22 protein-coding genes are annotated in these 26,964 nt (G+C 41.0%); 10 read left to right on the top strand and 12 right to left on the bottom strand.

Annotated elements, in window-relative coordinates:
- Nucleotides 1-127 precede the first annotated feature (127 nt).
- Together pnp and K8S13_RS04670 are read left to right on the top strand one after the other, a co-directional pair.
- Nucleotides 128-2,215: a polyribonucleotide nucleotidyltransferase gene (pnp, locus tag K8S13_RS04675; RefSeq protein ID WP_291460798.1), complete on the top strand. Its 2,088-nt coding sequence runs from the start codon at nt 128-130 to the stop codon at nt 2,213-2,215.
- Complete coding sequence (locus K8S13_RS04670; protein WP_291460797.1) at nt 2,205-2,981, top strand: MBL fold metallo-hydrolase; 777 nt, start codon at nt 2,205-2,207, stop codon at nt 2,979-2,981. The genes pnp and K8S13_RS04670 overlap by 11 nt, the downstream gene beginning before the upstream one ends.
- A gap of 23 nt (nt 2,982-3,004) precedes the next feature.
- Here K8S13_RS04670 and K8S13_RS04665 read toward each other — a convergent pair whose 3' ends face one another.
- Genes K8S13_RS04665 through K8S13_RS04650 form a run of 4 tightly spaced genes read right to left on the bottom strand, consistent with a single transcriptional unit; the run spans nt 3,005 to nt 8,034 of the window.
- Entirely contained in the window at nt 3,005-5,131 is a 2,127-nt protein-coding gene (locus K8S13_RS04665; RefSeq protein WP_291460796.1) for an ATP-binding protein, read from the bottom strand.
- Nucleotide 5,132: 1 nt separating this feature from the next.
- On the bottom strand, nt 5,133-5,630 hold the full coding sequence (locus K8S13_RS04660) for a Rab family GTPase (protein WP_291460795.1): 498 nt from the start codon (nt 5,628-5,630) through the stop codon (nt 5,133-5,135).
- Nucleotides 5,631-5,634: 4 nt separating this feature from the next.
- On the bottom strand, nt 5,635-7,368 hold the full coding sequence (locus K8S13_RS04655; protein WP_291460794.1) for an OmpA family protein: 1,734 nt from the start codon (nt 7,366-7,368) through the stop codon (nt 5,635-5,637).
- A 36-nt stretch (nt 7,369-7,404) separates the two neighbouring features.
- Nucleotides 7,405-8,034: a hypothetical protein gene (locus K8S13_RS04650; RefSeq protein ID WP_291460793.1), complete on the bottom strand. Its 630-nt coding sequence runs from the start codon at nt 8,032-8,034 to the stop codon at nt 7,405-7,407.
- 201 nt (nt 8,035-8,235) lie between these two features.
- On the opposite strand from K8S13_RS04650, the gene K8S13_RS04645 reads away from it, so the two are divergent.
- The 3 genes from K8S13_RS04645 to K8S13_RS04635 all read left to right on the top strand — a co-directional run bounded on the left by K8S13_RS04645 (nt 8,236) and on the right by K8S13_RS04635 (nt 9,766).
- Nucleotides 8,236-8,862, top strand: a complete 627-nt coding sequence (locus K8S13_RS04645) for an NAD(P)H-dependent oxidoreductase (protein WP_291460792.1) — start codon at nt 8,236-8,238, stop codon at nt 8,860-8,862.
- Nucleotides 8,863-8,894: 32 nt separating this feature from the next.
- Complete coding sequence (locus tag K8S13_RS04640) at nt 8,895-9,161, top strand: hypothetical protein (protein ID WP_291460791.1); 267 nt, start codon at nt 8,895-8,897, stop codon at nt 9,159-9,161.
- A gap of 290 nt (nt 9,162-9,451) precedes the next feature.
- Complete coding sequence (locus tag K8S13_RS04635; RefSeq protein WP_291460790.1) at nt 9,452-9,766, top strand: hypothetical protein; 315 nt, start codon at nt 9,452-9,454, stop codon at nt 9,764-9,766.
- Nucleotides 9,767-9,998: 232 nt separating this feature from the next.
- Here K8S13_RS04635 and K8S13_RS04630 read toward each other — a convergent pair whose 3' ends face one another.
- From K8S13_RS04630 to K8S13_RS04610, 5 genes are all read right to left on the bottom strand, one after another.
- Complete coding sequence (locus K8S13_RS04630; RefSeq protein WP_291460789.1) at nt 9,999-11,795, bottom strand: ABC transporter ATP-binding protein; 1,797 nt, start codon at nt 11,793-11,795, stop codon at nt 9,999-10,001.
- Nucleotides 11,785-13,536 (bottom strand): ABC transporter ATP-binding protein, encoded by a 1,752-nt coding sequence (locus K8S13_RS04625; RefSeq protein WP_291460787.1) that lies wholly within the window; start codon nt 13,534-13,536, stop codon nt 11,785-11,787. The genes K8S13_RS04630 and K8S13_RS04625 overlap by 11 nt, the downstream gene beginning before the upstream one ends.
- Before the next feature lie 91 nt (nt 13,537-13,627).
- Nucleotides 13,628-15,049 (bottom strand): hypothetical protein, encoded by a 1,422-nt coding sequence (locus K8S13_RS04620; RefSeq protein WP_291460786.1) that lies wholly within the window; start codon nt 15,047-15,049, stop codon nt 13,628-13,630.
- Nucleotides 15,050-15,074: 25 nt separating this feature from the next.
- On the bottom strand, nt 15,075-15,938 hold the full coding sequence (locus tag K8S13_RS04615; RefSeq protein ID WP_291460785.1) for an outer membrane lipoprotein-sorting protein: 864 nt from the start codon (nt 15,936-15,938) through the stop codon (nt 15,075-15,077).
- A gap of 4 nt (nt 15,939-15,942) precedes the next feature.
- On the bottom strand, nt 15,943-18,474 hold the full coding sequence (locus K8S13_RS04610) for an MMPL family transporter (protein WP_291460783.1): 2,532 nt from the start codon (nt 18,472-18,474) through the stop codon (nt 15,943-15,945).
- A gap of 190 nt (nt 18,475-18,664) precedes the next feature.
- On the opposite strand from K8S13_RS04610, the gene K8S13_RS04605 reads away from it, so the two are divergent.
- The 4 genes from K8S13_RS04605 to meaB all read left to right on the top strand — a co-directional run bounded on the left by K8S13_RS04605 (nt 18,665) and on the right by meaB (nt 23,554).
- Nucleotides 18,665-19,747, top strand: coding sequence for an HD domain-containing phosphohydrolase (locus K8S13_RS04605; RefSeq protein ID WP_291460782.1), 1,083 nt, complete (start codon nt 18,665-18,667; stop codon nt 19,745-19,747).
- Between the two features lie 245 nt (nt 19,748-19,992).
- Nucleotides 19,993-20,394, top strand: a complete 402-nt coding sequence (gene mce, locus K8S13_RS04600) for a methylmalonyl-CoA epimerase (protein ID WP_291460781.1) — start codon at nt 19,993-19,995, stop codon at nt 20,392-20,394.
- 56 nt (nt 20,395-20,450) lie between these two features.
- Entirely contained in the window at nt 20,451-22,574 is a 2,124-nt protein-coding gene (gene scpA, locus K8S13_RS04595) for a methylmalonyl-CoA mutase (RefSeq protein ID WP_291460780.1), read from the top strand.
- A gap of 5 nt (nt 22,575-22,579) precedes the next feature.
- Nucleotides 22,580-23,554 carry a methylmalonyl Co-A mutase-associated GTPase MeaB gene (meaB, locus tag K8S13_RS04590; protein WP_291460779.1) on the top strand — a complete coding sequence of 325 codons (975 nt, stop codon included), beginning with the start codon at nt 22,580-22,582 and terminating at the stop codon, nt 23,552-23,554.
- 80 nt (nt 23,555-23,634) lie between these two features.
- On the opposite strand, the gene K8S13_RS04585 is transcribed toward meaB, so the two are convergent.
- The 3 genes from K8S13_RS04585 to K8S13_RS04575 all read right to left on the bottom strand — a co-directional run bounded on the left by K8S13_RS04585 (nt 23,635) and on the right by K8S13_RS04575 (nt 26,056).
- A complete protein-coding gene (locus K8S13_RS04585) occupies nt 23,635-24,228 on the bottom strand; it encodes a hypothetical protein (protein WP_291460778.1) in 594 nt (197 codons plus the stop codon).
- Between the two features lie 32 nt (nt 24,229-24,260).
- Nucleotides 24,261-25,094 (bottom strand): hypothetical protein, encoded by an 834-nt coding sequence (locus K8S13_RS04580; protein ID WP_291460777.1) that lies wholly within the window; start codon nt 25,092-25,094, stop codon nt 24,261-24,263.
- A 164-nt stretch (nt 25,095-25,258) separates the two neighbouring features.
- On the bottom strand, nt 25,259-26,056 hold the full coding sequence (locus tag K8S13_RS04575) for a hypothetical protein (protein WP_291460776.1): 798 nt from the start codon (nt 26,054-26,056) through the stop codon (nt 25,259-25,261).
- Between the two features lie 226 nt (nt 26,057-26,282).
- On the opposite strand from K8S13_RS04575, the gene K8S13_RS04570 reads away from it, so the two are divergent.
- The coding region (locus tag K8S13_RS04570; protein WP_291460775.1) for an ATP-grasp domain-containing protein at nt 26,283-26,964 on the top strand (682 nt) is incomplete at its 3' end.

Raw genomic sequence — 26,964 nt, 5'->3', positions numbered from 1 at the left:
TTTCAAGGAGTTTTTTAAATAAGTTCGCATGTTTGCCATTAAGTTTATATTTAATGCCAAACATGCGGGTTTATTATTTGTAAAAATTTCCTTATAATTTCCTGCCTTTTTTATTACAGGAGAAGTTATGGAAAAATTATTTAAGACCACCATCAATGGAAGAGAATTTTCTATTCGTGGAGGAAAAATTGCCAAACAGGCATCAGGGTCAGTGATTGTACAATATGGAGAAACCGTGGTGCTGGTTACGGCTGTTTCTTCAAAAGATCCAAAGCCGGAGATCAGTTTTTTACCCCTTACCGTTGAATACCAGGAAAAAATCTATTCGGCAGGAAGAATACCGGGAAATTATTTCAGGCGTGAAATCGGCAGGCCTTCTGAAAAAGAAACCCTGACAGCAAGATTGATCGACAGACCCATTCGCCCCCTTTTTGAGGAGGGCTACAATTTTGAGACCCAGGTCATTGCTACTGTTCTTTCAATGGATAAGATAAACGAACCTGATACCCTTGCTTTGGTTGGTGCCTCTGCTGCCTTGCAAATGTCTGATATCCCCTTTGAAGGGCCCATTGCCGGTATTAAAGTCGGCAGGATAGATGGGCAGTTTGTTGCCAACCCTACCATTGAGCAGATGGAAGAAAGTGATATTGAACTGGTTGTGGCCGGATCAAAAACCGGTGTGGTCATGGTGGAAGGTGGCGCAGCTATTGTCTCGGAAAAAGATATGCTGGATGCCATCTTTTTTGGCCATGAAGCAATGCAACCCATCATTGATCTGCAGGTTCAGCTGAAAGAGGCCCTTGGAAAAGAAAAACGTGTGTTTGTGCCACCCGTCAGGGATGAAGAACTGGCTGCCAAGGTGATTGAATATTCAAAAGATAACATTTATAAAGAGGTTCAGATCAAAACAAAAATTGAGCGTGGAAAAGCTCTCAGTGCTTTAAAAGAGCAAGTTGTTGAACATTTTATCGAAACCTGTCCCGAACAGGTCAAAGAAATAAAAGAGGCCTTTAGCAAATGTGTTAAGAAGGTCAGCCGTGACATCGTCCTGAAAGAGGACAAAAGAATTGATGGCAGGGCCTTTGATGAAATCAGGCAAATTGACTGTGAAGTGGGAAATCTTCCTATGCCCCATGGTTCAGCTCTTTTTACACGGGGTGAAACCCAGGTGCTGGGTGTTTTGACCCTGGGCTCGGGCATGGATGAGCAACGGGTTGAAACCCTGATGGGTAATGAAACAAGGAGTTTTATGCTCCACTATAATTTCCCTGCCTTTTCAGTGGGAGAAGTCAGACGTGCCGGCGGACCCAGCCGAAGGGATATCGGTCATGGAAATCTTGCCAGCCGGGCCATTGCAAAAGTCCTTCCTTCCCAGGAAGACTTTGAATATACCATCCGCCTGGTGGGAGAAGTCATGGAGTCCAACGGGAGTTCATCCATGGGAACTATCTGTTCCGGAATTCTGGCATTAATGGATGGCGGCGTTCCTATAAAAGCGCCGGTTTCCGGGATTGCCATGGGACTTGTTAAAGATGGAGACAAAACCGTTGTGCTTTCGGACATCTTAGGAGATGAAGATCATTTCGGTGATATGGATTTTAAGGTGGCTGGAACAGCAGAAGGGATTACCGCTCTCCAGATGGATATTAAAATTAAGGAACTCTCAAAAGAGATTATGGAGACAGCCCTTAATCAGGCCCATGGCGGCAGGATACATATCCTTAACAAAATGCTTGAAACCCTTAAGGAGACAAGGTCGGAAGTTTCTCCCCGTGCACCTAAAATTGTCAGTATTCAGATTAAATCCGATAAAATTCGCGATATCATCGGTCCTGGCGGAAAAGTGATCAGAGCGCTTCAGGCAGAGACCAATACCGTTATTGAGGTAAATGATTCGGGTATTGTAAAGATTGCCGCTGAAAATGAAGAAGACGCTGCACTGGCGTTAAAAATGGTATCAGATATAGCCCTTGATCCTGAGATCGGTGAAATTTATCAGGGCACAGTTGTTAAAATCACCGACTTTGGTGCCTTTGTAAATATTAAACAGGGCACTGACGGACTGGTACATATTTCAGAACTGGCTAATTACAGGGTTAAAAAAGTAACAGATGTACTTAAAGAGGGAGAAGTCATTCCAGTAAAGGTTCTGGATGTCACCCGAGACGGGAAGATAAAGCTGAGTTACAAAGCTGCAAAAACCGATGACAAATAATTCATTTTGTATCTGTCCCCTTGCCAGCGGCAGCAAGGGGAACAGTCTTTTTGTATCCTGTAATAACACTTCCATTCTGATTGATGCCGGGCTTTCAGGGGTTGAAATTGAACGGCGGTTGAACAAAATAAATGTTGATCCTGAAAGCCTCAGGGCCATCATCATTACCCATGAGCATTCCGATCATGTAAGAGGTGCAGGAATATTGAGCCGTCGATTTAAACTCCCTGTTTATATCACACAAAAGACCTGGCAGGCATGTTCAAACCTTGGTAAAATTGAAAATTTGTGTTTTTTTAAGTGCGGTATCCCCTTTAAAATAGATCAGATGCTGGTCACCCCGTTTTCCATTTCCCATGATGCAAAAGATCCTGTCGGGTTGACACTTGAATACAAGAACCAGAAAATTGGTATAGCCACCGATCTTGGCATCGCCACAAGTCTTGTAAAAGAGCATTTGAAAAATAGCAATATCTTATATCTTGAATCAAACCATGATCCTGAAATGCTTATTAACGGTTCCTATCCATGGCATCTCAAGCAGAGGATCAAGGGCAGAACCGGTCATTTATCCAATATGGATGCAAAAATGCTGGTATCGGAACTGAAAACGGATGGTCTGAAACACGTCATTCTTGCCCATTTGAGTGAAGAAAATAATTGCCCCCAAAAAGCTTTCCTGGAAGTCTCCAAAAGTCTGAATGCCTCAAATATTGCCTTGCATGTCGCAAGGCCTGATCAACCCGGGAAGGTCATAGAACTATAAGCTATGGGGGATATTTTTTTTGTTTATTCATTTTTTTGCAAAGCATTTTTAACAGCATGGGCCAGGTCTTTCATTCCAATGGGTTTCATTAAATATTCTTTTATTCCAATATCCTTTAATATATCCGGATGAATATCATCGCTATATCCTGAACAGAGAATAACAGGAATGTCCGGTTCAATTTCTAGAATTTTTTTGGCAAGAGTTTTGCCCGTCATCTTTGGCATGGTCATATCCGTGATGACAAGATCGAAATTTTCTTTCTCATTTAAAAAAAGATTCAACGCTTTGATGCTGTCATTGCTTGTCACCACGCGGTATCCCAATCGAGGCAGAAGCTGTTCGGCCGCCTCAGTCTGAAAGGATTCATCATCTATAAACAAAATTGTCTCATTATTCCCTAAAGGTATGGGTTCCTCTATTGTTTTAGCCTCATTTTGTGCATCAAATGACGGAAGATATATTTGAAATTCACTTCCTTTTCCTACTTGACTGTTTATTGTAATACATCCGTTACATTTAGTGATAATGCCATGAACAACAGAAAGCCCAAGTCCTGTCCCTTTGTCTTTATCTTTTGTTGTAAAATACGGATCAAAAATTCTTTCGATCACATCCGGTGGTATCCCGCACCCGGTATCTTTAATGGTTAAAACAAGGTGTCGGCCTGAAATTGATTTACATTTTTCTATAGGGTCTTCCGGGTTAATATCAATATCGTCAAGTTCTATTCTAAGAGTGCCGCCTTTTTCTTTCATGGCCTGCCAGGCATTGGTACACAGGTTCATAATCACCTGGTGTATCTGGGTATGATCAGCAAGGATATAGGAATTGCTTTGCAGATTTTTTTCAATATCAATGAATGATGGAAGCGAGGCTCGCAAAAGAGTGAGAACTTCTGTGACAATCAATTTTAATTTTAAGGGTCTTTTCTCATAGCTGGTTTCATGGCTGAATGTCAGGACCTGTCGAACCAGTTCCTTTGCCCGGTCGGATGCGTGGAGAACCTTTTCAAGCCGCTGTTTTAATTTTGATCCGCTTTCTGCCTCTAATATGGATAATTCGGTAAAGCCGATGATTCCGGATAAGATATTATTAAAATCATGGGCAATGCCTCCAGCCAGCGTTCCGATAGCTTCTATCTTCTGGGATTGACGCAATTGTCTGAATACTTCTTCACGCTCTTTCTCAACTTTTTTTCGTTCTTTTAACTCATTGGCAAGTTTTAGGTTTGCCTCTTCAAGAGCTTTTGTCCTTTTTTTAACACGCGATTCCAGTTCATCATGCATATTTTTAAGTTTTTGGTCGGACCGTTTAAGGTTATGATAATGCAGAGCAAGATCTCTTCCCTTCTGGATAATGGATTGTTTTTCATTGGGGTGGCAGACATCATGGGCGATGATTAACAGTTTTCTTCCATGGATATCCACTGCAGTTGCTTCAAATAAAAATTCTTGATCTGTATGGTCTTTTTCAATCCAGATGCCTGATTTAAAACTTCTGGTATGGTTTTTTAACCATCTGGATTTTGCTTCCTGAATAAAATTTCCAAGGAAACTGAAGGCATCTTCTTTATATGCCTGTCCTGCAAGGATCTGGCTTGACTGGGGAATTTGTTCTACCCATAACGGCGGTCTGCCGATCAACACAAAATGGCCTTGGTCATTCATTTCCAGGACAACAAAGTTTAATGCCTGGAAGAAATCCTCTAAAAAATTTTTATATTTTCCCTGGGTGTCTTTATCAGCAAAGTGAATGATCCGGTTTTTTTGTTTTTCGATCAGCAGACTGAGTTCATTGCATTCCTGCTGTGTTCGTGTCAGGTATTCTTCTTTTTTCCTTGTATCCCAGACGATCAGGCCGTAACCGTTGTCAATTTTAAAGAGGAGTGCGTCCACACCCACCTTGGAAGGCATTTTTATGCAGGAAAATTCCATTGATTTGCTTTTTAACGGCAGAATACCTTCCATAAAAAGGAGCAAGTCTGAAATATGGGTTTCTTTTTCAGGTGCTGGTATGTTTAAACCTGAAAGGTTACCCCCCCACTGAGTGATTCTTCCAAGATTGTCTGTAACAAAATAGGCAAGTGCACAATCCTTAAGGACCTGAAAACAAATTTTTTCTAAAATCAAGGTTGTAGAATCCGGCATTTTATTTATCCATCATTTTTTTTGTCAGTAATTGAAACACCTCTTTAACCTCGTCTCCTGTTTTTGCGCTGGTTTGAATTACAATGGTTCCCTTTTCCCGGATATCCTCCAGTGTTAAAGGGTCTATCTCCCATTGGTCTCTTAAATCCAGTTTGTTTACAACAAGGATAAAAGGAATTTTCCCAATTGTGTTCTCTACAATTTCTTTTAAATTCAAGGCGGTTGCCAATGTTGTTTTGCGTGTACCGTCAGCCACATAAATGCAACCCGAAGACCCTTTCAGGTAAGAAAGCCGGACATGCTGGAATTCATCTTCTCCGTGCAGATCCCAGATAATAAGATCAACATCGGTGTTTTCCAATCGCACTTGCGCCTTTTCTATTTTTACCCCAACCGTTGTATGATATTTGTCTGAAAAGAGGCTGTGGACATATCTTTGAACAAGACTGGTTTTACCAACAGCAAATGCACCCAGCATGCAAATCTTTTTTTTGATCATTTTTTTAACTGCCTTGTGTTGAGGGGTTGTAAAACGTTTTAAAAGTAATTGCCCTGTTATATTGTCTATCATTCATACTGGTTTCTTTTATCAAAGGGTTTTTAGTGCCAACACCGGATATGGTAAGGAAGACTGGATTGATGCCTTTGACGATTAAATAGTTAAAAATTTTTTCAGCCCTGTTCCTGCTCAGTCGCTGGTTCACCTTTTCAGTTCCGGATGAATCGGTATGCCCCAGGATAGCAATCTGGATAGGGTTTTTTAATTTGGACTGAAGTGTCTGGATGTTTTGAATCGTCTTGAAAGCCTGAGCCAATACATTTTCCTGTCCTTTAATGAATTTTGTACTATTGCTTTCAAAATAAATTTTAATTGCCCTGAGCTTTTTTAAGATAATATCGAGTTTTTTCTTATCAATATTTTTGATCATATCGTCGTTAAACCCATGGATTCCCGGGAGTGTAGATGCTGTTGTTTGAAATGTCTCAATCCATGCCTGTGAAGCCTGTCCTTTGGCAATAATGATGTTCCCGGATAGTGCTAAGCTTACAGTTGAAGGAGGGTTTAGTATTTGTTGGGCCCGGTTGAAAACAAATTCAGGGTCGAGGCTGTAAAAGGCTTCCCAATGGCTTATAATTGCCAAGTGTTCTTTTTCTTTTTTTTGGAGCAAGTTCCGGGGATCCTTTGCCATTGGATCGCGAAGACCGTAAATTTGATATTTCCCTTCTTTTTTTTGTGTAGACAGTATGATCAGGCCTTTTTGAGTTTCAAGCCTGTTTAAATATTGATGCCAGAGCTGATGAGTCTTAAAAATGGTGAATCCCCATATGCCCACTATCGATAGAATAATAATAAAGGTACACCAAAGCAGGGGTGATGTTCTTTTTTGATTCTTTTTTTCCTGGGATTGTAATCCGTCTTTCAGGTGTTCCCTGAAGATTGAAAAGGGTAATGGGTCACCATCAAATTTTTCCAGGGCTGAGCCTGCCTTAATATGGATTTCTTCAATCAGTTCCCGATATTTTATGCGCAGATCAACAGGAGGAGTCCCTCTTATCACAGCTGCAATCAGGGCATGCTCTCCATTTTCAATCCAGACACTTCGATCTGATCCCATCCGCAGTGTTTCAAGATCATCGTGGGCATCAGTATGAAAAGAATCATTTACAAAATCCTGAATTGCCGTCAACATGCCCGACACCAGATCCGGATCCTGGATTATGATATCTTTAGCCACCACATGCTCCAGAACAATACCCGATTCCCGGTGGATTAAGAATATTTGCTCAACCTGGTATAAAAGCGTGTGCAGCATAACAATTTCAGCAAATTGTTTTCTGGTTCTAAATGCTTCAAACCGCCATTTAATACCCTGAATGGAAAAACTATGGTTCAAAACATGGTTAAGGGATTGGATCATTCCCATGATGGTCGATGTGATGGCTTTGCGAATCCCCGGGCCAAGTGCAGGGGATATGGCATCTGCCAAGGCCTTGGGATTGTTTTTAACAGATATTTTTATTGAATCATCAATCACGGGTTGGAGGACACGGGATATTTTATTGTGGCTCATTATAGATAAGGATATGGCTTCCGCCAGGGACTGACTGATCTCTTTTGCCCGCACCATGGGATCATCCAGACGATTTTCTATCCGTTGGATTTGCTCTTTTTCATCCTTGAGCAATAAATCCTTTAATACATCAAGAGTCTCGCTTCCACCAGCTTTTGAACTCATGTCAAATGCCTTCACTCCCTGTTGGCGGTTGTTGAATTATTCTTTCAGGTTCCTTGATGAACCGATGCTGTCATCGTTGGAAAGCCGCATGGCAAGTTCAAGAAAAAAGCCGGACAGATCTGAACGGTTCACCTTTGCATCATCAAGTTCCCGGGCGGTTTGTTTTAAATTGTTTGAGGCCTGATCGGATTTTGACAGTATCTCTGCGGTTAATTGTTTAGACTGTTCTAAAATATGATCTCTCAGCTCGGTGGATTTTTTTGCCAGATTCTCTTCTTCGTGTAATATTTTTTTATTGAGTGATTCAAAGGATTCTGTTAATTCTTTTTGAATATTTTTCTGGGATTCTGTCCGTTCATTTGATTCATTTTTAATACGAGCATTGATATCTTTTATTTCCTGCTTAAAATAGGCTTCAAGGGCGTCAATTCGTTTCAGCAGTTCTTCTTTGAGTTCGCCGGCTTCCTGGGTGAATTGATTTTCCATTTTGACAAATCGCTTTTCATAATCCTTTGCCTGATTACCGAACAGAATATCACGGATTTTATCCATATTGCCGACTTCAGCCATCTCACTTCCCATGCCGGGGATACTGTTTTTTTTGTCTGATCGTTTAGATTGACCCGATTGATGATCCGGGGCCTTTTCTTTGCGGGTGTTATTCATTGAAATATCTCCTTTCCAGTAATCTGGTTGGACGAATAAGTAAATAACAAAAGAATTGTTTTATTTGTATTAAAATTAATAGTTTAAGTCAAGTGAAAGCCGGTTCAACTTTTTTTCATTCTTATGCAAAGATATAAAAGGTTGTATTCTTCAATATAACAGATTAAAAAAAATATACCATAAAAAATATAAAAGGAAACAATGATGAATCCAGTAATTAAAGCATTAAATTTTCGTCATGCATGCAAACTATTTGATCCGGGGAAAAAAATTCCAAAAGAGCAAATAGATATGATTCTTACAGCTGCTCATCTTTCTCCCACATCGTTTGGGCTGGAAGCCTGGAAGTATCTGGTGATAAGCTCTGATGCCGTAAAACTAACACTTCGGCCTGCCTGCTGGAATCAGCCTCAGATCACGGATGCGAGCCACGTTATTGTCATTCTTTCAAAGCCGGGTCTTGTGGATCCGTCAAATGAGTATATTAAACTCAATTTTGAGAGGCGGGGACTGCCACAGGATGTTACAAAAGCCTATATCGAGAAATATAAACATCATATGGAAACTGAAGTTTTTCCCAGAATGAGCGCCTACGCCTGGTGTTCCAAACAATGTTATATCGGTCTTGCAAACATCATGACCACAGCCGCATCCGAGGGGATTGATTCCTGCCCCATTGAAGGATTTGAAAAAGAATGGGTGGAAAAGGTGCTCAATATCGATACAAAGCAATATGAAGCGGCAGTGGTTGTGGCATTGGGGTATCGTGCCAAAGAACAACCCGAAAGAAGACGTCATTCCATCGATAGAGTTGTTGAGTATCGATAGAGCGTTTATGGGACGGATAAAATCAAGGGTGTTTGATCTCCCCGGAAAAAGGCTTCCTTTTTTTGGGCATGGTTCGAAAAGCCCCTGTTTATTGTGATGGGAATCGAATCACTAAACTTCTGGTAGAAAAGCGCCTAATTTTGACATTAGCTCCAGGTAGTTATCATTTTCAGACTGGGAAAGTGGCTCTGCCAATAGAAGTTGTCGGCAAGGCCGGAGAGAAGGTTTTTTTAGAAATTGCTTTTTCTTTTTCATGGACTAAAACTAAGTTTGTGCTTCGGCAAGTAGACCGCCAATAAGGTGCGGAGGAATTCTGGAAATGTGCCGGCGTTGAGCTGAGCTATTGGGATAAAAGATATTCATCCATTCCCAAAGAACCTCCTCCGGTTATTGAGGAACAAAGATTACCCCGGCAGGGATTTTTTGCCCGGAATCAATTTCTTCTTATTTTTTTTCTTCTAATAGTTGGCGATCTGCTGCTGGTGAATGCTGCTCTACATATCCATGCGAGGGCTGAAGGTCTTTTCAAGAGCAGAATGGTGGGAAGCCCCTTTATAGAGAACTCCCACAAAAGTATGTCAAAGCTGTATTGAACAATCTCAATCCGTTGGCTTTGTTTTTAGCTTACGGCAAGGAACTACCCGAGCTTTTAAAACGGGCCGGTGATCAGGCACAGGGATTTGAGCAGTTAATTAAGTATGTTGCCAAGCAATGGAAGGGAAAGCAGGCGCCGGAAGATTTTGAAACCATGTGCGAAGTTGTGACTTTGGGTATGCTGCATGAGTTCACGCATACTTTGGCTTTGCATTTGCCTGATTATATTCCAGCTGATGCGTCTGAGGAAACACGCCGCGATCTGGATCCGATCACATTTGATACCAAGTGGATCAAAGTAGATATATGAGGCCACATGATCTGTCATTCTGGAACAAAAAATACAATAGGATTTGATATCAATATCCGGTTTAAGCATATTACCACTCACCCATGAAAGCATCTCCGTGCATTATTTTAGGCAGGTCATCTAACTATCAGATATTCTCCTGCTATGTTTTGCAATATTAAAAACAGTGATATTGTATAAGTATTGGTACTTGATTACAACAACAGTTTCATCTTTCGTCGGGCACTAAAGATTAGATTTTTTCTTTTTTCAAAAGGTAATAGTACTCACCCTTTAACTCGACAAGCTCGTGGTGTGAGCCCTGTTCCCTGATGATGCCATCCCTTAAAAGGAGGATAGTATCACACTCTTTGACCGTAGACAGCCTGTGGGCAATGATGATGGAAAGCCTTCCTTTCATAAGCTTTTGCATTGCATTATGCACCTTCTGCTCTGACTGGGAATCCATGTAGGATGTTGCTTCATCAAAAATGATCAGGTCCGGATTAAAGGCAAATGCCCTGGCAATGCATACCAGCTGTTTTTCACCACTGGACAATGGGCGGCCGCCTTCTTTTATCATTGTGTCAAGCCCTGAAAATCTTTCAAATAAAAAGTCACAGTTTGCATCATGTAATGCTTTCTCAAGCCCTGAAGCATCTAAATCCAGTCCGGATGGTTTGATATTTTCCCTGATACTGCCGGAAAAGAGAAGTGGGTCCTGCATGACAAGTGCCGTCTTGCTCCTGATATCTTTGATATTTACAGAAGTTTGATTGACCTTGTTGATGAAAATGTTTCCATCATTGGGTTGATAAAATCCTGTAATCAGGTTGATAATGGAGCTTTTGCCTGATCCTGTCTGGCCGACAATGCCAATGGAGCGGCCTTCTTGAAGACGAAAAGAGATGTTTGTCAGCACGGGCTTATTTTTTTCATATGAAAAATTTACCTGATCAAATGCGAGCACGGTAATTTTATCAATATAATGTCGTTTTTTGCTGATTCGTTGTTTTGCCTTATCATTGTTAAGTACACTGATAATCCGTTCTGCCGAGGCCAGGGCACTCTGGAGCAGATTAAATTTTTCGGACAGCTCCCTTAAAGGCCTGAAAAAGAGCTTCATATAGGTTAGAAAGGCCACAAGTTCACCCAGGGTCAGGGATTTTTCAATGACGCCAAAGCTTGCTGTCCAAATGATAATAGCAACACTCAACACGCCTAAGAATCCGATAAAGGGCATAAATATGGAAAATATTTTTATCTGGAACAGGGTGGCTGTGAAATGTTCGAAATTAAGAGTTTCAAACCGCTGCATAAATTTGTTCCGGCTGGATGTTGTCTGGATGATTTTTATTCCTGAGATGGCTTCTGAAAAACTGTGGTTGATTTCTGCTATTTTCTGGCGGATAGTTCTGAAAGTCTTTCGTAAGATTTTTGAAAACACTTTGATACTGATCACGATCACCGGAACCAGCAGGGACAGATAAAGCGCCAGCTTGATATCAATGGTAAACAGGATAATCAGGATGCCAGCCATGAGAATGATATCTTTGAAAATAAAGATGAGGATACTGGTGAACATCTCATTCATATTTTCAACATCGCCGGCTACACGGGCCACCAGCCGACCGCTTGAGTTTTTATCATAAAAGGCCACCGGCAGAAAGGTCATATGGGAAAACATAGCGCATCGCAGGTTTAATATAATTTTTTGACCGGTGTATTCCATGAAAAGGCTCTGGAAAAAATCAATAACAAATAAGGTGAGAATAAACACAAAAAAAAGGATGCAGAATGTCTGAAAAGAATCAATACCAAAGCCGAAAAGAAGGATGCCGTTTTCAGGGCCCGTAGGAACGATAAACCCGTCAAAGGCTTTTTGAGTAAACAACGGCATGAGCAGCTCTAAAAATGTTACAAGAAAAATAAGCAGTGTTGAAAGAATCAGCATCCATAAATACGGTTTGATAAAGGGCCACAGCTCTTTGGCCACTTTTAGATCCGCAAGCTTGATCTCTTTTTCCTGTAAAGGTTTATCAGGCACCATATTCCTCCTCAAACTGCTGAACCAGGTAGGACTCTTTGTAAAAACGATCTTTGGCAATGAGTTCTTCATGGGTTCCAAAATGATTAATACGGCCGTTTTTAAAAATATAAATGGTGTCACAGGATGCCAGAGCTGAGATTCTGTGGGAAATAATAATAAAAGTGGCATTCAAGTTCATCCGGTTCAACCGCGAAATTACTTTGGAGGCTGTATGGGTGTCCATCTGGCTGATGGGATCATCCAGGATAATGATGGGTTTTTTGTGCATCAAGGTTCGAGCAAGGGCAATTCTCTGCTTTTGCCCCCCTGAAAGGGTGATCCCCCTTTCACCCACGATGGTATCAAGTCCATCCGGCATTTTTTCTAGGGTATCTTCCAGACTGCAAACCCGGATAACCTGGTCAAGTTTTTCTTTCTCCATATCCTGGCCCATGAGAATATTCTCCTGGATCGTACCTGAAAAAAGAAACGATTCCTGGGACATCAGAGCAATATGCTGCCTTAGGAAATTAAGATCCAGGGTACTTAAATCAAGGCCGTCTATAAGGATTTTGCCCCTGGTAGCATTGTAAAGCCTTGGAATCAGCTGGACCAGGCTTGTTTTGCCGGAACCCGGGGGTCCGCTGATACCGATGGAAGTCCCCTGATGGATTTTAAGATCAATATTTGAAAGAATTGGTTTGTCTTTATCATAGGAAAAGCTGACATCTTTAAAGACAATGTTTCCATCCATTTTTCGGGGGATAACCGGATTATCAGGGGAGATTACATCCGGCATTGAGTCTAAAAGAGTATTAATTCTTTTTAGAGATGCCATTCCCCTTTGAAAAAGGTTGGTCATCCATCCAATGGCAATGACAGGCCAGGCCAGAATACCAAGATATTGCAGGAAGGCCACAAGTTCACCCGGTGTGATGATCTGTTTTATGACAAGAAAACCGCCGTAAAAGATAACCACCAGGGTGGAGAGGTTAAAAAACAGGCCCAGTAACGGTTTTAGCAGGGCAGTGACCAAAGCCCGCTTCAGATTTTTTTTAAAATAATCGGTTGAAGCCTTCTTAACCTTATTATCGATGATGGTTTCAAAATTAAACACTTTGATAATACGGATTCCGAAAAAGCTTTCCCGCACAAGTTCAGTAAGCTGAGAATAGGACTCCTGGGCTGTTTGATGAAAAGCATACATTTTTTTCCCCAGGGTTCTTGTTACAAGAATCAGAAACGGCATGGGTATCATGGCAAGGGCGGTAAGTGTAGGATGGGTCCATAGCATAATGGCAAGCGTGGCACCGCCAAGAAGAATGGTATCCACAAGTACGATCAGTCCAAAACCAAAGGCCATCCTGATGTGATTGATGTCGCTTGTGGCATGGGTCATGATATCTCCTGTTTTGACCCTGTCATAGTAGGCCATGTCAAGGTTCAGGACATGTCTGAAAAGGTCGTCCCTTATGCCTTTCTCAACATCCCTTGCACTTCCCATGAGAAGATTTCGCCAGCCATACCTTAATCCTGCCATGGCAAGGCCTAAAAAAAGAATAAACGTACATTGAATAAACAAGGTTTTATTGTCAAAGGAGGTTAAGCTTAAGGAATCAATGGCACTCTTTATGATTTGTGGAATGAGCAGCTGTGCGGCATCCACAATGATCATGCATAAAATACCCAATAATATTTTATAAAAATTTTTCTTAACGTATGGGTAGATCAATTTCAAAATGTCTAAGCTCCGGAAAATCATTTTATAAAACAAAAATTGATTCTAATGAAAATAAAGATTTCTTGTCAACATTTTAGTAAACCTTTACTAATACAATTAAAATATAAATTTTTTAGAAAAAATATTTGATTTCAAAATTGATGCGATCTTCCTTACGATACAACCACATCAAGTTGTTTTCATCCTCGGCACTGAAACAGGCATATCCGGCCTGAATTTCCATGTTGTCAGTCAGGTCATAAGTGAGGCGAAAATGATGAAATTGGTTTTGTTCCTGGATGTGATAGTAAAATATATATTCAAATTCCAGGGTCTGGTTTAGGAAATCCTTTGTAAATGTAGTGTAAAACGCAGAGCTGTTTTTATCTGTGCCGGGCAATAATCCCGATGTGTTGGATAAAATATAACGATTGGATATCTCAAAACTCATCTGGTATTTATAATTTGCATTGTATTCGATCCCAAAGGCGGAATCGAGAATATTCTTTTTTTCAAAGACATAACGGTTGTTAATATTTATTCCCTGTAGCGGGAATTTATTTTTAAAGGCAAGTTCCAGCTTGAATAAACAGCTGTGCCATGCATGCTCAAGAGCCGCTCCTGCCATAGCATAATCAGGATAGGTTTTTTCCATAACCGGCTTTGAATTTTCATCATATCCTTTATCATTATAAAGTGCAGCATTTGAATAAAAATGACCTGCCATGATGGAGAAATCTGTTTTTGATAAGGTCTTGTCAACTTTCAGGCCATATTCAAGGTCACCGAATTCAGGTTTATCAGGTTTGATTAAAAAGAGATCAACGCCTTCAAGCGGTCTGTCATATCTGGAGTTTGTATCCGGCTCTTTGTCTATTTCAGGTAAGGGACTTATGAATATAAAAGCATTTGTATCATTCGTATAAAAATTGCCTGAAATTATCAGTTGACCAAACCTTGCATCTTCAAGCCTGGTAAAGATAAACTGGGAAGTATCCCTTGGCGACACCACATCCGTGATGGCTGCCGTGTCTGCTTTTCCCCATACATTGACCTGATTCCCGATTTTTAAGCTGAAGTTTTCATACCCTGCCTGGAAAAATGCTTCCCTGACACTGCCGTTCAAAATCAGGTTTTTATTTTTTGCGTTGGTCCTGTGATCGGTTTTCGGGTGCAACTCACCTTTGCCGTCAAATTTAAAAAAAAGATTCTGAGCAAACAGGGTTTCGTATTCAAGGCGCAGATAAAATGAATTGTCAATGATCTTAGATTCTTCATCTGTTCCATGGGAAAACTGATATCCCAAAGTAAAGGTTGAATCATTTAAAAAAGCGTCCGGAAATGTGGGGTTTTGAGCTTGTTCGTCATCAGATAGGGTGGTGGCTGCCTCTTCTTCGAAAAGGATATCCTCATCATCAGAGTCAAACAGGCTTTGGGCGTGACAGATGTGCATGTTCCCAGGGACAAACCAGACAAACCAGATTATCAGGAAAAAAAATGGCCTTAAAAAAAATCTGTTATCTGCTGTATAAATCATATTTAAATATTGAATCAAATATCAAATCCCAATATCGAATCGGCTAGTAGGCAGCCTGATATTTTTTAAGACAACTTTTCCTGAAGGCGCCATCCGTTAAGGTTCGCTGTGTTAAAAAATCATCATCAACGGTTACATTCAATGCAATTTTTTCATAGGACATCAATGTCCTGCGGCCTGTTTCAAGATTGAGAACCGCAATCTGCATGGGAACAAAAATATTGCTTATCTCTTTAATTTTTCCAAAATAGATTTTTTTAAATTTTTTGCCTTGCCGGTTAAAGAGGATGGATTTTAAAATCATATGCCGCTCTTGATCCACCCAGTCAAGAGATTTTGAATAATTGCTCTTTGCCGCCCTTTCTTTAACCGGGGTGGATTCAATGACAAAGCAGGGCCTTTTGGCATAGGTTTCCCGACCTAAAAGTTGATAGGTATAATCATCAATATGCCGTTTTTCCATGTCTTCATAGCTGAGCTCAGAACCAAAAAAACTGCCTGTTTTCGGCTCGTTCTCATTTCCGGATACAATCCTTTTTACTTTGCCAAGTGCTGAGAGATATAGCCACTGGTCGGTCTCCTTATTCTTTTGTTCATAATCGTATTGTAAGAAACCAATCCCTTTTTCCCCGGCAGGTTCTATGATGATGGTGACGGTTTTATGGTCTTTTTCGTTGGGCCCGTAATCTTTTCTGATCAACTCCATAACTTTAACTCTGGGACTTGATTTGCAGACAATTTTTTTACCTTTTTTTATCACGGCACATGTGGACAGCCTGACCCGCCCGATTTCTGTGGTTCCGTCATCCCGGTCAAGGACTTTTTCAATAATATCTTTGGCCTCATTGGCATAGCTGCTTGAAATAAAAATCATTAAAATGATGAATATTATATATGTTTTTTTCATTTTTTTACCCCTTAATGTTTCTTCTAAAGTTTACATTCAATACCTTGCACAAAGCTGGCAGCAAAAACAGATCGGAGATTAGTGCGGTCATAATGGCGATGGCTGCAAAGAGGCCAAAATGGCTCAGCCCGTTGTGAAAGGAGAGTATGAAAACCAGGAATCCGGCAGATAAAATCAATGATGTGAATGAGATGGCCTGCCCAGCTTCCCTGATGGATTTAACTGCAGCAATTGCAATGTCTTTGGATTTTTCCATTTCAATCCTGAAGTGGGTCAAAAAATGAATGGTATCATCAACAGCAAGCCCGATGATAATCGGGGCGACAAGGAGTGTATCCGCATCCAGCGGGATTTTAAAATATCCCATCAACCCAAAGGTGGTTATAATGGGAAACAGATTGGGTGCAAGCGCCACAAGCCCTGCTTTTGAAGACCCAAGTACCATGAAAAGAATAATGGAAATCACCACCAGTGCAAGACCAAAGCTCTTTATTTGCGCCCAGGCAATGTAATCAAGCATAATGGCCAGAAGTGCCATATTACCGGTTAATGTAACGTTTAAGTCCGGGTATGTCTGTTTGAGCCCTTTAAATCGTTTGTCAATAAATGCCTGGATGTTTTCCATTATGCCTAAGGCCTCAATAGAGCCCACATTGATGGAGTTTAAACCGATTCTTGCCCTTGAATAATCGTCTGAGACCAGTCTGTTTCTATCCTTTGGGTTGGCATTTTCAAACAGGAACAATACCTGTTTTAATACAGCCGGATTTGAAGGAATGATATATTTGTCAGGGTTATCATCATTAAGGGCTTTAAATGAATCTTTGACCACATTGACAAGGGACATAGTCTTAACCACCCGGTTGTTTTCATCCTTTTCCATGAAGTACTGCAAAGATTCCATGGCAAAAAGAACATCAGGGTCTTTGAGCGCATCCTCTTTTTTAAAGTCCACCATCACTTCCATGTTGCCGGTACCACCCATATGATTGTCAACAATAGTGTATGCATCTCTTAAGGGTAATCCTTTTTTTATGATTTCAACAAAATTTGAATCCACTTTAAGCTGCATTAATCCGAAAAACATGAAAACGCCTGCGCCCAAAAAGACTAAGATAGTGATATATGCATTTGAGATGCCGATTTCTTCTATTTTTTTAATGATTTTTAAAACAAGATGATCTTTTTCAATGGTTTTCTTTTTTGAAACAGGGCTCCATAGATCCAGCATCAAAGGCAGCAGTACAATGGTAAAAATAAAGGCAAATATAACCGATACAGAGGCGAAAATACCAAAGAGGGCGATTGGTTTTAACGGCACCAGCATCAGAGACAACAGCCCAGTGGACGTTGTCAGACTGGTCAGCATACAGGCCAGCCCTGACTTTTTCATGACAGCACCAAGCGCTTTTTTGTGATCAAGATTTTTATTCCTGAAAAAAAGGTAACCTGAAAGAATATGGACGGAATCTGCTATGCCAACGGACAAGGCCAGGAATATGATGACCTGGATCATGGCAGACATAGGGATATTGATCCATCCCACAAGCCCAAGCACCCATATGATGGTGAAAAGCACAATCAGCACCGGCCAGGCCACTGCGGAAAAAGACCTGAAAAGCAGCCAGAGCATGATAATAATTAACAAAAGTACCAGTGACATCAACCGCGCCATATCCTCGAAAACCGCTTTTGCGAAAAAATCCATTAACACAGGGTTGCCCACTGGAAAAAATTCAAGCGAAGCCTCATATTCCGGGCCGGCAAGAATGGCCCTGATCTCTTCCATAAACAGGGGATATTCCCTGATATCGGTCTGCCCAATCTTCTGTACCATATTTTCATCAAAAACGGTTTCAATGGGTTCGGATTCTTCAAAAGAAAGCTCTTCATCGTCATCAAAACCATTTTTGGCACTTGGACCATCTTCGAAAGCCAAGGAAAGCGGTAGAGATTCTGCACTAAAGTCAGTCCGGATAATAACACCACCATATTCACAATTTTTGGACAAATATATTTGAGGATAATCCGGATGGTTCAATGCTTTTTGTCTTAAACTTTCTTTTTGGCTGTTATTCATTGGCAGGCGGTCGCCGATAAAGTTTCTTGAATAAAGGGTGTTTTCCTTAGCTTCCATGTATTTGATATTGATCAGGCTTTTAACTTCATCAATATGGTCCAGGGCCGAGGGTTTACCCGGATCAAGATTCAGGCGGTAATTGGCAAGCTCGTCGTGAAGTTTTTTTAAAGCAGCCAGGGATTGCCTGGAAAAAATATCCCCATCTTTGGCTCGATAGACAATATAGACATATTCATCTCCTCCGAAAATGCTTCGGAAGTTATCATAAGCCTTTTTCACCGGATCATCTTTATGAAAATAGGCGTCCAGGGATTCATCAATCACAATATTTTTAATACCAAAGCAAAGAAAACCGGTTGTCAGAATAAAAAAAAGCAGCACCCATTTTCTGTTTTGCCGGAGCCAGTCCGGCAATGTTTCAAAAAATGCGTTTATTTTTGACAGGGTTTGTCCCATGTATTATTCCTTGAAATCTTAAATTTAAACAGTTTATTCTTTTGTAGAACATGTAGAAAAGAATGTCACCATCCAAAAGGATGGAAAAATAAAAAAACGATTTTTTCTTGACTTTGATGATGAATTTTATCAGAATTTAGCTTGAAAATAATCTTCAGATTCATTTCATTTCGTTAAGGTGTATCTATTTATGTATGATTTTAAAAATAAAGAATTTAAAAACTCAAGTGTTCTCATAGTCGATGATGAACCCAGTATCCGGCAATTGTTTGAAAAAGCAATGAAAAAAGCCGGGTATGACTGCAAAGTAACGGAAAGCGGCGAGCAGGCATTAGAGGTTATGTCAGAAGAATATTTTGATGTGGTGATAACTGATATTGATATGCCGGGTATGAGTGGGATTGAGCTTTCCCAACGGATACTTGAAACCTTTTCGTCCGATGTGATTGTCATAACAGGAAAAGTGCAAAGCTATCATTATGATGAGATAATCAATCTTGGTGCCACCGATTTTGTTGAAAAACCGTGTTCTGTTCGGGAACTCATTTTAAGGGTAAATCGTGTGTTAAGAGAACGGCGCCTGAAAAAAGAGACGACAAATTCCCATGAAGAACTTAAACAGGCGTATATAGATTCCATTCATCGTCTAGTCATGGCTTCGGAATTCAAGGATGAAGATACCGGCGATCATATCGTAAGAATAGGGGAATACAGCCGGTTGATGGCCCAAAAACTTGGCTGGGCGGCTAAAGAAATTGAAACTATTTACTATGCTGCTCCCATGCATGATGTGGGCAAGATAGGGATTCCGGATAAAATCATGTTAAAACCAGGCAAACTCACCCAAGAAGAGTTTGAGATAATTAAGACCCATACTACCATTGGCGCAAGGCTTTTGTCCCGGTCAAAATCCGGGATATTAAAAATGGCCGAAGAAATCGCATTGTTCCATCATGAAAAATACAATGGCCAAGGTTACCCGAATCAGGTATCAGGAGAGGATATTCCGATTTCCGGCAGAATTGTAGCCATTGCAGATACCTTTGATGCCCTGACATCCAAGCGGCCTTATAAAGATCCATATCCTCCCGAGATGGCACTTGATATAATAAGAAATGAAAGGGGCAAGCATTTTGATCCGCAGATCACAGATATATTTGTAGAGTATTTCAGCGATTTTTTACGGATTCGGGAAACCATAGGAGCCTTTGAAGAAGTCAGCCTGAAAAATTTCATGCTCAGTGAACGGGATAAAGAATCTTTTCACACCTGAAAACATGAGAATGGCTGGATTGTTTGAGCTCTTCAATATCGTGCCCTTTAAGTTTTATAAAAAAATAAAGGGCACGAATTTCTGATAATTAATAAATGAAACAGTGTATTGAGAATAATTCCAGATATGTTTGAACCCGTCAACGATTGCGTTCGTAAATCTAAGCAATTTATGGTTGACTTTCAGCGGTTGAACCATCTATAGATAAAGATTGTAATTTTATAGATTAATTTTGGAGAAACGAGATGAAAATACTTAAAATAGATCACCTTGGAATTGCCGTCTCAAGCATTGATGAAAAGAAGAATTTCTGGACAGATGCTTTGGGATTGCAATTAGAGGGGACAGAAACGGTTGAAGAACAAAAAGTGACGACGGCTTTTTTGCCGGTGGGTGAAAGTGAAGTGGAACTTTTAGAATCCACGTCCAAGGACGGTCCCATCGCAAAATATATTGAAAAAAAAGGCGAAGGGATTCAGCATGTGGCTTTCCGGGTTGAAAATATAGAAGAAGCCCTTGCAGAACTCAAGGAAAAAGGCATCCAACTCATTGATCAAACCCCCCGTATAGGTGCAGGTGGAGCTAAAATTGCATTTTTACATCCAAAGGCAACATCAGGAGTCCTCGTAGAGTTATGTGAAAGGTAGAGCTGTGGGAGAGATATTATTTTTGATTTTAAACTCAATTAGACCGGAGGAGTGCCATGTCTCAAATGTCTGATCTTAATAAATGGGAAGAACTTGCCGTAAAGCAACTTCGTGGTAAATCCCTTGAATCATTAACAAAGAAAACACCGGAAGGGATAGATGTCAAACCCTTGTATACTGCCAGAGATCTTGAAAATGTAGAATTCATTAATAACCTGCCCGGATTCGAACCCTTTGTAAGGGGCCCAATGACTACCATGTATGCAGGGCGGCCCTGGACCATTCGTCAGTATGCCGGATTTTCAACAGCCAAAGAATCCAATGCCTTTTATCGTAAAAATCTGGCAGCAGGACAAAAGGGACTGTCTGTGGCATTTGATCTGGCCACCCACAGGGGATATGATTCCGATCATCCAAGGGTTGCAGGCGATGTTGGAAAGGCAGGGGTTGCCATCGACTCTGTCGAAGATATGAAAATTTTGTTTGACAAGATTCCCCTGGATCAGATGTCTGTCTCCATGACCATGAACGGTGCAGTCCTTCCCATTCTTGCAGGATATATTGTTGCCGCCGAAGAACAGGGTGTTAAACATGAGCAGCTCATGGGAACCATTCAAAATGATATTTTAAAAGAATATCTGACTCGGAACACCTATATTTATCCACCAACGCCTTCCATGAGAATTATTTCTGATATCATCGGGTTTTGTACTGATCATATGCCAAAATTTAACAGCATCAGTATCAGCGGGTATCATATCATGGAGGCAGGGGCGGATTCAGTCCTTCAGGCCGCCTTTACCCTGGCTGACGGTCTTGAGTATGTGAAAGCCGCTCTTGCCACGGGCCTTGATATTGATAAATTTGCTCCGAGACTGTCTTTCTTTTTCGGGATCGGCATGAATTTTTTCATGGATATCGCCATGCTCAGGGCCGCCAGATTCTTGTGGGCAGAGCTCATGGATCAGTTTAACCCGAAAAATGCAAAATCCAAAATGCTGCGGACCCATTGCCAGACTTCAGGCTGGAGCCTGACCCAGCAGGATCCCTATAATAATGTTGTCAGAACAACCCTTGAATGTCTGTCCGCGGTACTTGGCGGTACCCAGAGCCTTCACACCAATTCTTTTGATGAGGCAGTGGGGCTTCCCACGGAATTGTCAGCCAGGATTTCCAGGAACACACAAATCCTGGTCCAGGAGGAATCCCATATCTGCGATGTAGTGGATCCTTTGGGTGGATCATATTATGTTGAATCTTTGACCCAGAATATTATTGATGAAGTCAGAAAAATCCTGGCGGAAATAGAGGGATTGGGCGGCATGGCCAAAGCCATTGAATCTGGCATGCCGAAAATGAGGATTGAAGAAGTGGCTGCCAGACGTCAGGCCAGAATTGACCAGGGCACGGATGTTATAGTGGGGGTGAATAAATATCAAATTGAAGATGAAACTCCCCTTTCTGTGCGTGAAGTGTCTGAAGAAGTTCGGGATGAACAGGTGGCCCGCCTTGTTCAGATTAGAAAAGATCGTGATAATGAAGCGGTTCAAAAGGCCCTGGATGATATCACAAGAGCCTGTGAATCAGAGGACAATCTTTTGGCAGTCTGCCTGCCCGCGGTGAGGGCAAGGGCAACGATTGGAGAGATTTGTGATGCCATGGAAAAAGTATTTACACGATTTGTGGCCACCACCCAGTGTATTTCAGGGGTGTATGCCGCAGAAAGCACTGATTCAGAGATGATTGAGTCTTTAAGAAAGCGTACCGCAGACTTTGAGAAAAAGACCGGCCGCAGACCCAGAATTTTGCTGTCCAAAATGGGGCAGGACGGCCATGATCGGGGGGTGAAAGTTATTGCCACAGCCTATGCTGATTTTGGTTTTGATGTGGATCTGGGCCCCATGTTCCAGACCCCGGAGGAAGCAGCCAGAATGGCCGTTGAAAATGATGTCCATATCGTCGGAGTATCAAGCCTTGCAGCAGGCCATAAAACTTTGGTGCCAAAGGTCATTGAAGAGTTGAAAAATCAAGGGGCTTCTGATATTAAAGTGGTGGTTGGCGGCATCATTCCTCCAGGGGATTATGATTTTTTGAAAAATGCAGGTGCGGCTGAAATTTTTGGCCCGGGAACAGTGGTAACAGACGCTGCAAACAGGACTCTTAATATTATAGGTGCGTAAAGTTTATGATTCAAACCGACCCTGATAGTTTTGTCCAGGGTATTTTAGACGGTAACCGGCGCATAATCGCCAAGACAATAACATTGATAGAAAGCCATCTCAAAGAACATCAACAAATTGCTTTCACGGTTATGGAAAGGATTTTGCCTCATACCGGAAACAGTATCAGGTTAGGTGTCACAGGAGTGCCCGGTGTCGGCAAAAGTACTTTTATTGAAAATTTGGGTGTTTTTCTGGCAGATAAAGGTCATAAAGTGGCCGTCCTTACCGTAGATCCAACAAGTCAGCGGAGCGGCGGATCTATCCTGGGAGACAAAACAAGGATGGAAAAGCTGGCCGCCCATGAAAATGCTTTTATCAGGCCCTCTCCTGCAGGAGGAACCTTAGGCGGGGTTGCCGCTAAAACCCGTGAAATCATGTTGACCTGTGAAGCGGCCGGGTTTGATGTGATCCTTGTGGAAACCGTGGGTGTAGGGCAGTCTGAAACCAGCGTGGCCTCCATGGTGGATTTTTTTCTGGTATTGATGATTGCAGGCGCAGGTGATGAGCTTCAGGGAATTAAAAAGGGGATATTGGAACTTGCTGACGGCATTGCCATTAACAAGGCAGACGGAGATAACCTCACGGCAGTTGAAAAAACAAAAGGGGATCTTGAAATAGCCATGCACCTGATTCGTCCCGAGTCTCCAACCTGGTCTACGCCTGTTTTGACCTGTTCGTCTATTACTGAAGGCGGGACAAAAAATATCTGGGAGACGGTTCTTGATCATCGTAAGAAATTTTCAGCCTCCAAAGAGTTTAAACAAAGGCGGAAAAAACAAACCCTGGCGTGGATGTGGACCCTTGTTGAAGATGGGTTGAAGCAGCGGTTTAAAAATAATGAGAAAATTAATGAAGAAATACCGGTTATTTCACAGCAGGTAGAAAATGAGAAAATTTCACCAACAGCAGCAGCTGAGAAACTCTTGTCATATTTGTAAAGGACGGGAAAGTATTTATATCCTGTCAGTCTAATATAGCTTCAGGACTCTTCATCTCTGAAGCGTCCTGATCTTAGAGTCTATTTAAGGTTTTTCAATTCGTCTGCTTCCGATAGTCCCTCAACAATTTGTTGTACGGAATTTCCCATGGCCATTTGTGCAACTTCAGCGCATATACTCCTTGCTGAAAAGCCGGACAGCAGCCCCTTACTTGTTTGCGCCTCACCTGTACTGGTTTGCGCATATATTTTTTCTCCCTTTTTATTGTAGACATCTACATGATATATCATTGTCGCAATATATGGCTTATATGCAGGCTGGGGAATTATAGAATTGAATTTTATAATTGATGGTTTGATAATAAGATCGACGTCCCGGCCTGGGGTTATAGAATTAATTTCCACAACATTTTTAAAAACTAAAGGCATGTTTTTCTTAAAAACTTCATTTGTTTGTTCTCCAAGAGGAAAAGACATTTTATCAAGAGGACTTGTTACTTTCACATATACATACTCTTTGAGACTCTGTGGGACAAAGAGCCCTGCAGTATAAGGATGTTGATTGATATTTGTTATATTGAGCGTTGATGGCGGAGGCATTTTTAATGGTGTTGTCACGCATCCGGTTAAGACAAGTATCGTAATTCCAAGTAAAATGGTCATTTTAAATTTCATGATATGCTCCTTTTTATTTTTTTTGTTAAAGTTTAATTATGGTTTATAGCAGCAAAAAGATCTGTAAGTATGTTTTCTAATAACCCTCTGTTTACCCAAAGTATCTCACCGTTGCTGCAATCTACCAAAGCAGCTTTTCCTAAAAGTGTGCCTTCATCAAACGATGGCGTATATATGTTATATACGAAAAAAGACCTATTATTTGAAAGTGCCCGGCTATATCCTCCCGCAAAACTCGTAGCAGTTCCCACTATCGCTACACCGGCTATTCCTGCAGTCAAGCCTGCGGTTTCAATATTTTGTTTGCCTTTTATAAATAACATTACTTGTGTTCCATATTTATTCCCCAGCTTATCTGCAGATTCACGACTGCTTTTTGTCTCAAGCACTGGGGGACGGGCAAGATATTTCAACCTGACAGGGTCAAGCAGCTCCATTGCCGATTGAACATCTCTCCAAATGGGGCGCAGTAATTTCTTGTCAAGATTGGATGATTCAACGGGAACCACCTCATATTCCTCTGAGAAAAATTTTCCTATTCCCTTTGTAAATTCTTGTTGCGCTATTTTCGATTTTTCTTTTGAGATTTTTTCACTGCTAAACCCTCTTTCAAAGATTTTAATATCAGGCTTAGCCAAAAGGATACGAGTTATTTCGGGTAAAGTATAATTGCTTACAGGCTTTCCATTTTTGGCTTTGATTCTTTCAAGATCAATGGAGATTTTTCCAGTCTCAGGAAGAACGTTTATAATATGAGGTGCATAGCCTCGTTTCTCGATTTCAAGCCAAAGCTGCCCTGTTTCTCCAAAATCAAAATTTTCTTCTAAGGGAGTTACCCCTGATATTTGCCGGGTATCGTCAGACATATTACGGGTCTGATGAAAGGATACAATGGCGTCAGTGGGGGTTGTTTCGATTTTTAGAAGATGCTTGTCAGGAGTAGCGCATCCTGTAAGATACAATAGACTTAAAAATAATACAAAAATGGTTTTTTTCATTAACATTTCCTTCATTGTTTTAGATTCTGATATCAATCTATGATACCACTTTTATTGATAAATACCTCTCTAAAAAAATTACACTCAATCTTATAGAATACTTCCCGCTTCGTGGGGATCTTGATACCGAAACCAAGTTTCTTAAAACTGAACATTCCAGTTTTTATACCCTCAGGAAGGATATATAAAGTTGTCGTTGAGACTATAGTTTGGACAGTTTCACTGTATATTGCTGCGACATCGCTCCAAGGTAATTTTTTTTTGCCGCCTTTCCCAGGCTTGTAAGTCTCTTCTGAAAGGAATGCAAGGATCAATGGGCCAAAATATGGAAAAATAAAAGCAACCATTGCCCAGCCTAAGTCACTACGGCCCAGGAACACCGGTAGAAGTTCAATTTTAAATGCCGTCTCCCATTGGAATCCCGGGAAAAAACCAAGGAGCAACCGCTCACCCGTCAAACAGGTTCTAATCATAATTATCAGACAGAAAATACCAAAATAAAGCATGGCATATTCTTTTTTATACAGCATATAGAGTCCTATATGATATATACCCATAGCCAGTAATGCACCACTGAGAAACATTTCAAAGATAATGCTGTTTCTTCTAAGTTTAAGTATTTTTGATTCATTCCCAAATAAAATACTTTTCCAGATACCACCATGTGCGTATTGGAAATTTGATACATGAATAACAACTTCAATCCGGTCATTCACAGGTTTAAACATTTTTATAAGTGGGAGATATTGAGGGGTTGATGTTGTTTTATCTTTTCCGGTGATTCCGTTTTTTACTAAAAATTTGCCATTTATCCACATTTTATAGGACATGTTTATTTCTGGTATTTTTAACGCTTTTATTTTTTTTGTTAGATGAAGTCATTAACTTTTATAAAGTAGAAACTTGAAACTATCAATATTTTTTTTAAATACTCCCCAGAAAACGGATGCAAAATCGGTAAAATTGAAATAGGAGCTTTACATAATAAAGGGATTCATGTATGTGAAGATTTGGGAAAAATGGTCAAATTGCTCAAGAAATATTTAAGGAAATAAAATGAAAATACATGAATATCAGGCAAAGGAATTATTTCGGCAATACAAGGTTCCTGTTCCTGACGGGAAGCCTGCTTTTTCAGTGGATGAGGCAAAAGAGATTGCCGCAGGTTTAAATGGTTTCCCTGTGGTGGTTAAAGCCCAGATCCATGCAGGGGGAAGGGGCAAAGGCGGTGGTGTAAAGCTTGCGTCCTCCATGGAAGAAGTCGAAACCCTGGCCGGTCAGATACTGGGTATGACCCTTGTGACTCATCAAACCGGTCCGGAAGGCAGGATCGTGAAAAAACTCTTGATTGAAGCAGGGCAGAAAATTGAAAAAGAGCTTTATTTAAGTCTCCTTGTGGACAGGGCCACGGCATCTATTGTGATCATGGCAAGCCGGGACGGTGGTATGGACATCGAAGAAGTGGCAGCCAACACCCCTGACAGAATTATAAAAGTCCATATTGATCCGCTGATGGGGATTCAGGGGTATCAGCTCAGACAGGTCGGGTTTGGACTTGAAATTCCTCCTGCTGCCATGAAACAATTCTCAGGTCTTTTATCCAACCTGTATAAATTTTTTATTGCCAATGACTGCTCCATGGTTGAAATCAATCCATTGATTTTAACTTCGGATGATGAAGTAGTGGCCCTGGATGCCAAGGTGGATTTTGATTCCAATGCCCTTTATCGTCATAAAG

This window comes from Desulfobacula sp., from assembly GCF_021107415.1.
This window is presented reverse-complemented; position numbering and strand designations above follow the sequence as displayed.